Raw genomic sequence first — 12,140 nt, 5'->3', positions numbered from 1 at the left:
ATGACGCTTCGACCGTGCGATGAGCCGGCTAGCTCTTCTTCTTGGCGTTGGGACCAAAATAGTGGGCGTAGGCCATGCGGCGGCTGACCACCGTATCCTGCTCCCACTGCGTCGCCCGCTTGGCGAAGGCCAATTGCGATTCCACGATCTCCTTGAACAGCGGGTTCTCTGCCGACTTCTTCTCGGCCACCTGGTCGAACACCTCCAACTGCTTCTGGAGGATCGAGTCCGGTGTCTTGTAGAACTTGACCTTGTCCTTGGTCTGCAGCTCCTCGTAGTCCCTGGAATAGCGGTCGATCGCCTTCCAGGCCATGTCCTGGCCGGCCGAGTCGACAGCATTGGCGATGATCGCCCTCATCTTCTCCGGCAGCGCGTCGAACTTGGTCTTGTTGAACAAGATCTCGAACTGCTCCGCGTTCTGGTGGTAGCTCTGGAGCATGCAGATCTTGGAAACATCCGGGAAGCCGAGGACGCGATCGGATGTGGCGTTGTTGAATTCGGCCGCATCCAAGAGGCCACGGTCCATCGCCGAGACGATCTCACCACCCGGCAGCGCGTTGACTGCTGCGCCGAGGCCAGTGAACACGTCGATGGAGATGCCGACGGTGCGGAATTTCAGGCCCTGGAAATCCTCCACCTTGGTCATCGGCTTCTTGTACCAGCCGAGCGGCTGGGTCGGCATCGGCCCGTACGGGAACGAGACGACGTTGGCGCCGATCGAGGCGTAGAGCTTCTCGAGGAGCTCCTTGCCGCCGCCATAGCGGTGCCAGGCGAGCAGCATGTTGGCATCCATGGCATAGCCCGGACCCGAGCCCCACAGCGCCAGCGCGTTCTGCTTGCCATAGTGATAGGCGAGCACGCCGTGCCCGCCGTCGAGCGTGCCCTTCGACACTGCATCCAGCAGGCCGAAGGCCGGCACCACAGCGCCGGCGGGAAGCACCTCGATCTTGAGGTCGCCGCCGGTCATGTCGTTGACCTTCTTCGCATAGTCGAGCGCGTATTCGTGGAAGATGTCCTTGGCCGGCCAGGTGCTCTGCCAGCGCATGCTGATCGGCCCCTGCGCCAGGACGATGGTTGGTGCGGCGACAGTGGCGGCCGCCCCAGTTGCGGCCGCCTTCAGAAAACGGCGGCGCGTCGACGCGCCGTCCTTGCTCGTCTTCGTCATGATGTCCTCCCTCAGCGCGATCCGTGACGGATCGCCCCTTTTTTGTAAGGAGAAGACAAGGACTTGCGCCGGACTTTGGCAAGAAAGTTCCCGACGATGCGACGCTACGACGCGGAGGGCGTGCGGGACGACACCAACTCGCCCGTTCGAATTATTCCCCGCCCGTCGGATCAAATTAAGCGGCGGTGTAAGGGCGCCCGCTGCGCATGGCGCACTGCACCATTACGCCAGATGACACGCCACGAAATGCCCGCCCGCTCCCTCCTTCAGCTCCGGCGCGCTTTCGGCGCAGCGCGGCTGAGCGATCGGACACCGGGTGTGGAAGTGGCAGCCCGACGGCGGCTTCATCGGGCTCGGCACGTCGCCCTTGAGGCGGATGCGCTCGCGCTTGAGCTTTGGATCGGGCACCGGCACCGCCGATAGCAGCGCCTTGGTGTAGGGGTGCTGCGGATTGCGGTAGAGGTCGCTGGCCTTGGCGAGCTCGACGATGCGGCCGAGATACATCACCGCGACGCGGTCGGAGATGTGCTCGACCACCGAGAGGTCGTGGGCGACGAAGAGATAGGTCAGATTCAGCTCGGCCTGGAGATCTTCCAGCAGGTTGATGACCTGCGCCTGGATCGACACGTCGAGCGCCGAGACCGGCTCGTCGCAGACGATCAGCTTCGGCTCGACCGCAAGCGCGCGCGCGATCACGATGCGCTGGCGCTGGCCGCCGGAGAATTCGTGCGGATAGCGCCGCATGTGCTCGGCCTTGAGCCCGACCTTCACGAGCAGGCCCGCGACGCGCTCCTCGCGCTCCTTGGCGGACGAGGCCAGATTGTGGATGGTGAAGGCCTCGCCGAGAATGGCGCCGATCGTCATGCGCGGATTGAGCGAGGCGAACGGGTCCTGGAACACCAGCTGCATGTTCCGCCGCATCGCGCGCAGATCTGTACCGCCGAGCTTGCGCACGTCCTGGCCGTCGAAGGTGACCTCGCCGTCGGTCGGCTCGATCAGGCGCAGCACGCAGCGCCCCGTGGTCGACTTGCCGCAGCCGGACTCGCCAACGAGGCCGAGCGTCTCGCCGCGATTGACCGAGAACGACACGCCGTCGACCGCATAGACGCTGCCGACCTGGCGCGACAGCAGGCCGCCGAGCACGGGGAAATGTTTCTTCAGGCCGCTGACGCGGAGCAAGGGCTCGCTCATGCCGCGCCTCCCAACTGTGTATCGCCGAGGTGACAGGCCATGCGATGGCCGGGTGAGACCTCGCGCAGCAGCGGCTCCTTCTCGATGCAGACGTTCATGGCGAACTTGCAGCGCGGCGCGAAGCGGCAGCCGACCGGCGGATTGATCAGGATCGGCACCGAGCCGCCGATCGCCTCGAGCCGTGTCTTGTGCTCGCTGTCGAGGTCGATACGCGGGATCGAGCGGATCAGGCCTTGCGTATAGGGGTGACGGGGATCGCCGAAGAGATCGTCGACGGGCGCCTCCTCGACCACCTTGCCGGCATACATCACGACGACGCGCTGCGCGGTCTCGGCGACGACGCCCATGGCATGGGTGATCAGCATCACCGCCATGCCGAAGCGCTCCTTCATGTCCTGCAGGAGGTCGAGGATCTGCGCCTGGATGGTGACGTCGAGCGCCGTGGTGGGCTCGTCGGCGATGATCAGCTTCGGCTTGCAGGCGAGCGCCATCGCGATCATCACGCGCTGGCGCATGCCGCCGGAGAACTGGTGCGGATAATTGTGCACGCGGCCTTCGGCATTGGGGATCTGCACCAGCTTCAGCATCTCGATGGTGCGCTCGAGCGCCTGCTTCTTGGTCACCGCTTCGTGCCGGCGCAGGCTCTCGGCGATCTGCTCGCCGATCGTGAGCACCGGATTGAGCGAGGTCATCGGCTCCTGGAAAATGAAGCCGATCTCCTTGGCCCTGATCTCGTCGAGCTGATTGCTGGTCAGCGGTACGAGATCGCGGCCTTCGAAGATGATCTGGCCGGCCGCGATGCGGCCCGGCGGCATCGCGATCAGCTTCAGGATCGACATCGCGGTCACGGTCTTGCCGCAGCCGGATTCGCCGACGACGCAGAGCGTCTCGCCTTTGTTGATGGAGATGTCGACGCCGTCGACGGCCTGGAGGATGCCGTCGTCGGTGGAGAAGTGGGTTTTCAGGCCCTTGATCTCGAGCAGCGGCGCCATCAGATCACCCGTCGCGCATCGAGCGCGTCCCGCAGGCCGTCGCCGATGAAGTTGATGGCGACCACCGCGATGAAGATCGCGCCGCCCGGGAACAGCGCCCAGTGCGGGCCGATGTCGAGGAAGTCCTTGGCGTCATACAGCAGTCGTCCCCAGGTCGGAGTATCGGGCGGAAAGCCGAGACCGAGGAAGGACAGCGTCGATTCCGCGATGATGGCGGCGGCGACGTCGATGGTGCCGGCAATGATCACCGGGCCGACCGCATTGGGCAGGATGTGGCGCACCACCTGCCGCACCGGGCTGGCGCCGAGCGCGCGGGCCGCCTCGACGAACTCCTTCTCGCGGATCGACAGGAACTGCGCGCGCACGAGCCGCGCCACCGGCATCCAGCGCAAGCCCCCGATCACCAGTACGATCAGGATGAAGATGCCGCCTTCGGGACCAAACACCTGCTTCAGCCCGTCGCGGAAGAGATAGATGAGCAGGAGCAGCAGCGGCAGTTGCGGCAACGACAGGAAAAGGTCGGTGAGCCACATCAATCCGTGCCCGAGCGCACCACGCGACATGCCGGCGAGCGCGCCGATCAGCGTGCCGATGAAGACCGAGACCAGCATCGCGGCGAGTCCCACAGCGAGCGAGATGCGGCCGCCATAGATCATGCGCGCCAGGATGTCCTGGCCGAGATCGTCGGTGCCGAAGGGATGGGCGAACGACGGCCCCTGCATGCCCGCGACGATGTCGATCTCATTGATCTTCACGCGCCACACGAAGGGCCCGAGCACGACGGCGAGCACCAGGATGAGGAGCAGGAAGGCGCTGACGACAGCGAGCCGGTGGCGGCTGTAGCGCCGCCACGTCTCGCGCCAGGGCGAGTAGACGCCCCGCTCAGCGGAGGGAGATGCGAGGGTCAAGCCAGCCATAAAGGACGTCCGCGATGAGGTTGAACAGCACCACGAGGCACGCGAAGACGAAGGTGACGGCCATCACCACCGGCGTGTCGTTGGAAAGGATGGAGGAGATCAGCAGCGAGCCGATGCCGGGGATACGGAAGATCTGCTCGGTGACGATGGCGCCGCCGAACACCGCAGGCATCTGCAACGCGATCAGCGTGACCACGGGGATCATGGCGTTGCGCATCACGTGCTTGACGATCACCGTGGCCTGGCCGAGGCCCTTGGCCCGCGCCGTGGTGACGTAGTCGAGCCTAATGACGTCGAGCATCGCCGAGCGCACGAAGCGCGTCATCGACGCCGCCTGGAACAGGCCGAGCACGGCCACCGGCATGATAGCCTGACGGATCATCTCCAGCACCCAGTGGATGCCGGTGGCCTTGAGGTCGGTGGTGTAGACGAAGGGCAGCCAGTCCAGCGTGACCGAGAAGATCAGGATGAACAGGATGCCGGTGAAGAAGGTCGGCAGCGAGAAGCCGACGAAGGCGAGCGTGTTGGCAATCTGGTCGAACAACGAATAGGGCTTCGTCGCGGCATAGACCCCGACCGGAATCGCGATCAACAGCGCCAGGATCTGCGCCGAGCCGATCACGTAGAGCGTGGCCGGCAGGCGCTGGAGGATCAGCGTGTCGACGTTCATCCGGCTGACGAAGGAAAAGCCCCAGTCGCCGTGCAGCATGGCGTTGAGCCAGTGCAGGTAACGGAGGTGGATCGGATCGTCGAGGCCGAACTTGGCCCGAAGCGCGGCTTGCACTTCGGGCGGCACGTTCGGGTTCGTCGCCAGTTCAGAGAACGGATCGCCGGGGGCGAGCGCAAGCACGACGAACAGCACGACCGAGATTCCGAGCAGGCTCGGAATCGCGATCAGCAGGCGACGCAGGACGTATTGACTCATGAGGGAAGGGCCCCGTCTAGAGTTGGGGGATCATTCCTCGCGATACCAATCGTGCAGATTGTCGGTTTCGTTGGCCCAGCCGCTGATGATCGGCCGCAGATTGTTGGCCGCCGCTTCCACCTTCAACCGATGCTGCACCGGGATGAACACGGTGTCCTGATACATGAGGTCGTTGGCCTTGATGTAGTGCTCCGCGCGCTTGATCGGATCCATCTCGCTTTCGGCGGCTTCGATCGCTGCGTCGTAGTCCTTGTTGATCCAGCGCGGGAAATTCGTGCCCTGCCACTTGTTCTCCTTGGTGGCGACGTTGGTCGACAGAAAGCGGCGCATATGCTGCGACGGATCGGGCTGGCTCAGCGGGATCTGGAACATCTCGATGTCGGCATAGAATTTCGCATAGGTGTCGGGATTGGCGACGTCCGACGAGAAGAACACCGAGGCCACGACCGACTTCAATTCGACGTCGATGCCGGCCTTCTGACAGGCCTGCTTGACGATAGCCTGCGTCTTCTGGCGCGGACCGTTGATCGAGGTCTGGTACAAGAGCTTCAGCTTCTTGCCGTCCTTCTCGCGGATGCCGTCCGCGCCCGGCTTCCAGCCGGCATCGTCCAGGATCTTCGAAGCCTTCTCGATGCTGAATTCCCACGAAGTGTTCTTGGAGACGAATTTTTCCGGGCCGTTGAGGAAATTGGCCGTGGTGCGGCCGGCACGGCCGTAGATCGCCTTCTTCACCGACTCGCGATCGATCAGCAGCGATAGCGCCTTGCGGACCGCGGGGTCGGAGAACAGCGGATGCTTGGTCTTCATCGACGACTTCTCGCCGTCGACCTCGGTGTTGGGGTCGGTGAAGTTGAGCGCGATGAACTCGGTGTCGCCGCCGACGGCATAGATCGTCTTGCCCTTGCCGCCCTTCTCCAGGCGCAGGAGGACGTCGTCCTCGACCTGGATGTTCCAGCCGAAATCATATTCGCCGGTCTGGATCACGGCGCGCGCAGCCGAAACCGCGTCACCACCGCCCTTCATCTCGACCGTGTCGAAATAAGGCCGGTTCGGCATGTGGTAATCGGGATTGAGCTGGCCGCGGACGAGATCGCCGGGCTTGAATTCGACGAACTTGTACGGGCCGGTTCCGACCGGCGACAGGTTGGTCGGCGCTTCCCGCGATTTGGACCCCTTGTAGTCGGCGAACAGATGCTTGGGGATGATGGTGTTGGGCGCGCCAACAAAGGCGTCCGCCCAGAACGGCGTTGGCTTCTTGAAGGTGATGCGAACCGTCAGGTCGTCCACTTTCTCGACCGTGATGTCGCGGTAGGTGGCCACGGTAATGGCCGCTGTCGCGGGATCGATGATGTATTCCCAGGTGAAGACAATGTCGTCGGCGGTGAACGGCTTGCCGTCATGCCACTTCACGCCGGGCTTCAGCTTCCACGTCACCGACTTGCCGTCAGCCGCGAGCAGACCGTTCTGGATCGACGGAATTTCGGATGCCAGAACCAGCTTCATGTTGCCGTCCGGATCCCAGCAGGCGAGCGGCTCGTAGAACAGGCGCGAGCCGTCCTGGTCCTTGGTGCCGGTGGCGAAGTGCGGGTTGAGCAGGGTCGGACCCTGCCACCACAGCAGCTTCAGCGCGCCACCGCCGCCACGCTTGGTCGGCTTGTAGGTCGAGGGGCCCTCCGCCATGGCGACACCGCCAAGCGCGAGGATCTGGTTGGCCAGGGGGGCGGTGAGACCGACAGCGGCCATGCGCTTGATGAAGGCGCGGCGATCCATCCGCCCGTCCTTCACCTGACCGATCATCGAACGCAGTTCTTTATCCAGCATGGTTGTCCCCCGTCTGGTTCCCGTATGGATGCAGGCGGCCGCAAGACGCGACCGCCGGGTTTGGCTGGCGGTAGATGGCACACCGATTAGGGGGCACGTCAACTAGGACCGTGTGTATGCAAACGGTCTTCTGGCTGTCCGTTGGGCAAAACCCTGTTCCGCAGCCCAAGCGTTCGGCAATCCGGCGCCAAAATGCGCCGGAAACCGCGCTGCACTGCGGAAAATTTGTTCGCCGGATCAGACGAAGTATCGAGACGGAATTCTACGCCACGGACATATCGAGCGGGGGCGCGACATGGTCCGGCAGCGGACAAACGTAAGGCGTTTTCGCCGTGCGCTTCTGAAGGTCGGCCTTGGCGGCCTTGATCAGCTCCGGATCCGTCAGCGCCTTGATGCCGAGCCCGGCCATCGCCTTGGCCGCCTGCACCATGGCCTTGTGCGCGTGCGGGCTCTTGCCTTGCGCTACCACCTGCCAGGTGTGGAAGGGCGTGCCGATTGCAACCGTGGGTGCGTGAACCTGCACGGTCGGCACCACCCAGCTGACGTCGCCGACGTCGGTCGAGCCGACAAGCGGATTGCGCTTGGCATCGAGCGGCACCAGGAAATCGGCCAGCGGCCGATCGGTCGGCTCCATGCCGATCGCGTAGTAGACCGAGGAGATGTCCTTGTCGCTCAGCGTCGCGCGGATCTCTGTGGCAAAGCTCTTGTCCGCATCGTCGAAATGCGGCGGTCCGAGCTCTTCCATGACCCGATGCAGCGCCTGCTCCAGCGGCGCGTTCGGCAGGATGTTCGAGACCGCGGAGATGATCTTCATCTCGACCTTGGTCTCGGTCATCAGCGCAGCACCCTGCGCGATCTTGGACACGCGTTCGACCAGCTCGTTCATGCCGGGAAGATCGCGGGCGCGGATCGAGTAGCGCACGCGCGCATGCGCCTGCACCACGTTGGGCGCGATGCCGCCGGTGTCGAGCAGCGCATAATGCACGCGGGCATCGCTCGGCATGTGCTCGCGCATGTAGTTCACGCCGACATTCATCAGTTCCACGGCATCGAGCGCGGAACGGCCGAGATGCGGCGAGGCCGCCGCATGCGAGGTGCGGCCGGTGAAGATGAAGTCGGCGCGGGTGTTCGCGAGCGACGGCGTCACCGCCACTTCCCAGAAGCTGTGCGGATGCCAGGTGATGGCGATGTCGGCGTCCTCGAACGCGCCGAAGCGCACCATGAAGGCCTTTGCCGCGCCGCCTTCTTCGGCCGGGCAGCCGTAATAGCGCACGCGGCCGGGCACCTTGTTCTCGGCAAGCCAGTCCTTCACGGCGGTCGCAGCGAGCAGCGCGGCAGAGCCGAGCAGGTTGTGGCCGCAGCCATGGCCATGGCCGCCGGTCTCGACCGGACGGTGTTCCGCAACGCCCGCCTCCTGGCTGAGGCCCGGCAGCGCATCATATTCACCCATAAAGGCGATGACCGGTCCGCCCTCGCCCCATTCGCCCACCAGCGCGGTCGGGATGCCGGCGACGTTCTCGGTGATGCGGAAGCCCTGATGACGCAGCTCGGCGAGATGTTCGGCGGCGGACCGCGCCTCGGTGTAGCACACCTCGGGCGTGCCCCAGACCTTGTCGCTGAGGTCGATGAAACGCGCCTTGATCGTGTCGACGCCACGCCAGATGTCGCTGCGGTTATCCATGCTTCGGTCCGTGATCCCTTGGTCAAACGAAGCGGCAATGGTTAGCAGCTTCATTGCAGCCCGCCTAGCACCTCGCCGGACAGCAGCCATGCGGCCGGTGCCGGATCGCGCCGTTGCCCGCCCGCTGTGCACGAGGTGTTTCCGTGCGTTTCGAAGATTTCATGCGGCGTTCTCCGGAATTGTTGAGCAACGAGGCTTTCAAGACGGCCCTCTCCGGCCTAAATTATACGTGCTTCGCGCGTCGTCCGGCATGAATGGCGGCGCGATGCACTCAGCCAGGAGAACTCCATGCCCGCCCTGACCGAATGGAGAGTGCCGCCGGCCAATCAGCCGCGTGCGAGCGATTACGGATTCGATCTCGACCGCGCGCTCGCTTCCGTCGTCGGCCTGCACGCCATCGTCCCGCCGGACGCATTCAGCGCCGAAACGCTGGGCACCGAACGCGCCGGCAACGGAGTCGTGATCGACGACGGGCTGGTGCTCACCATCGGCTATCTCATCACCGAGGCGGAATCGGTCTGGCTGCACCTCGCCGACGGACGTGTCGTCGAGGGGCATGCCCTCGGTTTCGATTCCGTCACCGGCTTCGGCCTCGTGCAGGCACTCGGTCAGCTCGACGTCGAACCCTTGCCGCTTGGCAACTCGGCCGATACTCGCATCGGCGACCGCGTCGTGGTCGGCGGCGCCGGCGGCCGCACGCGGTCGGTTGCAAGCCAGATCGTGGCCAAGCAGGAATTCGCCGGCTACTGGGAATATCTACTGGATGAAGCCGTCTTCACCTATCCCGCGCATCCGAACTGGGGCGGCACCGGCCTGCTCAATGAGCGCGGCGAGTTGATCGGCATCGGCTCGCTCCAGCTCGAGCGAGAACGCGACGGCAAGGCCGAGCACGTCAACATGATCGTGCCGATCGACCTCTTGAAGCCGATCCTGGAGGACTTGCGCAAATTCGGCCGCGTCAACAAGCCGTCGCGGCCCTGGCTCGGGCTCTACTCGACCGAGATCGACAACCGCGTGGTGGTGATCGGGATCTCCGCCAACGGCCCGGCCGCACGCGCCGAACTCAAGACCGGCGACGTCATCCTCGCCGTGGACGGCGACAAGGTCACGAGCCAGACCGCCTTCTACAGGAAGATGTGGGCTCTCGGCGCCGCCGGCGTCGACGTGCCGCTGACCATCCATCACGAGGGCGTCACCTTCGACGTCACGGTGACCTCCACCGATCGCTTCAGGCTGTTGAAGGCGCCGAAGCTGCACTGACCCCAAGCCAGGAACGCCGCGATGAGCGAGGCCGTGATCGACGACATCGTGGCCGTTCTGCCGCCACTCCTCAATGCCCTTGAAGCGCTCGGCTTCTTCCAGCGGCATTTGCACCCGCCGGCCTTCGCCACGGTGATGAACGCGATCGGCGCGCCGGACGAGGCGCTGCAGGCATCGCACGCCGCGATTGGAGAATGGCCGGAGCAATTCGCCGGACTGCGCGAACGACTTGATCGCGCCTGCAGCGAGACGCTCGCCGCCTTTGTCGGCATCCGCGAGGTCGAGCGCGGCAATGGCGATCTCGTCGCCGTGTTTCGCGCACTGCGCCACGCGCCGCGCGCGCTGGAGGCGCTCTATCCGCTGGCGGCCCAGTTTCCGCCCGTGAGCAGCTTCTTTCTCAATGCCGCCAATCGCGAGAATGGCGATCTGCTCTCACGGCTGGAAGTCGGCGCAGGCGAACACACCGGCATCTTCCATGACCACAACGAGCCCGGCAGCCGCGGTGGCTTCTCGGTCTATGTCCCCGAATACTACACGCCCGATCGCGCCATGCCGCTGGTGATGGCGCTGCATGGCGGCAGCGGCAACGGCCGCGGCTTCCTGTGGAGCTGGCTGCGCGACGCACGCAGTCTCGGCGCGATCCTGCTGGCACCGACTGCAACCGGACCAACCTGGGCACTGATGGGCGACGATTCCGACACGCCGAACCTGATGCGCATCCTCGAGACCGTCCGCAGCCGCTGGACCATCGACGCCTCGCGCATGCTGCTGACCGGCATGAGCGACGGCGGCACCTTCTGCTACGTCACCGGCCTCGACGGCGCCTCGCCCTTCACGCATCTCGCGCCGGTCTCGGCGACCTTCCATCCGCTGATGGCGGAGATGGCGGACGCCGAGCGCATGCGGGGCCTGCCCATCTTCATCACCCACGGCAAGCTGGACTGGATGTTTCCGGTGCAGACCGCGCGGCAGACTCAGGCCACGCTCTCCGCCGCCGGCGCCGACGTCAGCTACCGCGAGATCGACGACCTCAGCCACACCTATCCGCGCGAGATCAACGCGGAGCTGCTGGCGTGGCTGAACGGAGAATGAACAACCTCTCCTTAGATGCGCCGCATGGCCGCGGAACCATCGTGGCCGTGCCGACGTTATCGGCGCGACACCGGAGGCTCGCTATGAGGACTTTTTTCGGAATGATTTTGGGCGCGCTGCTGCTTGCGGGCGGCGTCTATGTCTATGACTCCATGCAGACCTCGTCGGTCGCCAATGGCGAGGTCGCAACCACCAATCGCACCATCGTGAACTGGGATGTCGCGAAGGCCGATTGGGATGCGCTGCGCGATCGCGCGCACAAGGACTGGGTCCGCATCTCGTCGAAGTAACGTCGCGGTATCATGAACAAGGCGCCGTCGCGGGTCCGCGGCGGCGCCTTTGTGTTGGGCGACGATCAACGTTGCGCGCGTCAGTTCATCTTGGCTTTGCGGGCGTCGGCGATCACCTGCTCGAACTCGGTCATGCTGAGCACGCCGGGCACGCGGTACTTGCCGACGATGAAGGACGGGGTGCCGCGGAAACCAAAAGCCTCAGCCTGCTCGTTGTTGCGCTTGAGGATGGCGTCGATGTCCTTGGCGTGATCGGTGAGATCGCGCTTCAACCGGTCCATGTCGACGCCGGCGGTCGCGAGCAGCTCGTTGATGCGCGGCTCGGTCAGGCGCGAAGAGACGCCCATCATGGCGTCGTGGGCCTGGTGGTACTTGTCCTGGAATTTGGCCGCGAGCGCGATCCGTGCCGCCGTGACCGAGACCGGCCCCAGGATCGGCCAGTCCTTCATCACCAGCCTCACCTTGCCGTCATCCTGAACGACCTGGCGCAGCTCGGGCTCGAGCTTGCGACAATAGGGACAATTGTAGTCGGACCATTCGACGATGGTGATGTTGCCATCGGGATTGCCGGCGACCGGCGTGTCGGGATCGCGCAGCACCTTGGTTTCTGTCAGCACCTCGTCATCGTCGGTGGCTGCCAGCGCAGAGGTGATGCCGCCCGCCGCAAGCGCGCCCGCCCCGATCAGCGTCAGCGCCGCGCGCCGGGTCGGCACCAGGCGGCTCTTATTTCCAGATCCAGTCATATCTCGTCCCGTTTCGGTCCCATCTTCGGCAAATACGGCTTGGGACCGGGAATTGTTACCGAC

11 protein-coding genes are annotated in these 12,140 nt (G+C 64.7%); 3 read left to right on the top strand and 8 right to left on the bottom strand.

What is annotated here, in order from left to right; genetic code table 11:
* Positions 1–28: 28 nt before the first annotated feature.
* The 7 genes from N2603_RS07710 to N2603_RS07680 form a co-directional block, all read right to left on the bottom strand.
* Positions 29–1,165 carry a TRAP transporter substrate-binding protein gene (locus N2603_RS07710; RefSeq protein WP_018646502.1) on the bottom strand — a complete coding sequence of 379 codons (1,137 nt, stop codon included), beginning with the start codon at positions 1,163–1,165 and terminating at the stop codon, positions 29–31.
* Between the two features lie 222 nt (positions 1,166–1,387).
* Entirely contained in the window at positions 1,388–2,356 is a 969-nt protein-coding gene (locus N2603_RS07705; protein ID WP_260388280.1) for an ABC transporter ATP-binding protein, read from the bottom strand.
* On the bottom strand, positions 2,353–3,348 hold the full coding sequence (locus tag N2603_RS07700; RefSeq protein WP_018646500.1) for an ABC transporter ATP-binding protein: 996 nt from the start codon (positions 3,346–3,348) through the stop codon (positions 2,353–2,355). Before N2603_RS07700 ends, N2603_RS07705 begins: the two co-directional genes overlap by 4 nt.
* Entirely contained in the window at positions 3,348–4,265 is a 918-nt protein-coding gene (locus N2603_RS07695) for an ABC transporter permease (RefSeq protein ID WP_018646499.1), read from the bottom strand. The genes N2603_RS07700 and N2603_RS07695 overlap by 1 nt, the downstream gene beginning before the upstream one ends.
* The gene (locus tag N2603_RS07690; protein ID WP_260388279.1) at positions 4,231–5,190 is read right to left on the bottom strand and encodes an ABC transporter permease; all 960 of its coding nucleotides are present in this window, start codon (positions 5,188–5,190) and stop codon (positions 4,231–4,233) included. Before N2603_RS07690 ends, N2603_RS07695 begins: the two co-directional genes overlap by 35 nt.
* Before the next feature lie 30 nt (positions 5,191–5,220).
* Complete coding sequence (locus N2603_RS07685) at positions 5,221–7,011, bottom strand: peptide ABC transporter substrate-binding protein (RefSeq protein WP_260388278.1); 1,791 nt, start codon at positions 7,009–7,011, stop codon at positions 5,221–5,223.
* Between the two features lie 262 nt (positions 7,012–7,273).
* Complete coding sequence (locus tag N2603_RS07680) at positions 7,274–8,692, bottom strand: M20 family metallopeptidase (RefSeq protein WP_260388277.1); 1,419 nt, start codon at positions 8,690–8,692, stop codon at positions 7,274–7,276.
* Between the two features lie 288 nt (positions 8,693–8,980).
* Between N2603_RS07680 and N2603_RS07675 the strand changes: the two genes are divergently transcribed.
* The 3 genes from N2603_RS07675 (at position 8,981) to N2603_RS07665 (ending at position 11,334) form a co-directional block, all read left to right on the top strand.
* On the top strand, positions 8,981–9,952 hold the full coding sequence (locus N2603_RS07675; RefSeq protein ID WP_018646495.1) for a S1C family serine protease: 972 nt from the start codon (positions 8,981–8,983) through the stop codon (positions 9,950–9,952).
* A gap of 21 nt (positions 9,953–9,973) precedes the next feature.
* Complete coding sequence (locus N2603_RS07670) at positions 9,974–11,044, top strand: carboxylesterase family protein (RefSeq protein WP_260388276.1); 1,071 nt, start codon at positions 9,974–9,976, stop codon at positions 11,042–11,044.
* Between the two features lie 83 nt (positions 11,045–11,127).
* Complete coding sequence (locus N2603_RS07665) at positions 11,128–11,334, top strand: hypothetical protein (protein WP_026312539.1); 207 nt, start codon at positions 11,128–11,130, stop codon at positions 11,332–11,334.
* An 80-nt stretch (positions 11,335–11,414) separates the two neighbouring features.
* On the opposite strand, the gene N2603_RS07660 is transcribed toward N2603_RS07665, so the two are convergent.
* The gene (locus N2603_RS07660; protein ID WP_260388275.1) at positions 11,415–12,077 is read right to left on the bottom strand and encodes a DsbA family protein; all 663 of its coding nucleotides are present in this window, start codon (positions 12,075–12,077) and stop codon (positions 11,415–11,417) included.
* Between the last annotated feature and the right edge of the window lie 63 nt (positions 12,078–12,140).

Origin of the sequence: Bradyrhizobium huanghuaihaiense (genome assembly GCF_025200885.1) — a bacterium.
GTDB lineage: Bacteria > Pseudomonadota > Alphaproteobacteria > Rhizobiales > Xanthobacteraceae > Bradyrhizobium > Bradyrhizobium huanghuaihaiense.
Note: the sequence above shows the minus strand (reverse complement) of the source record. Positions and strands in the feature narration are given on the sequence as shown.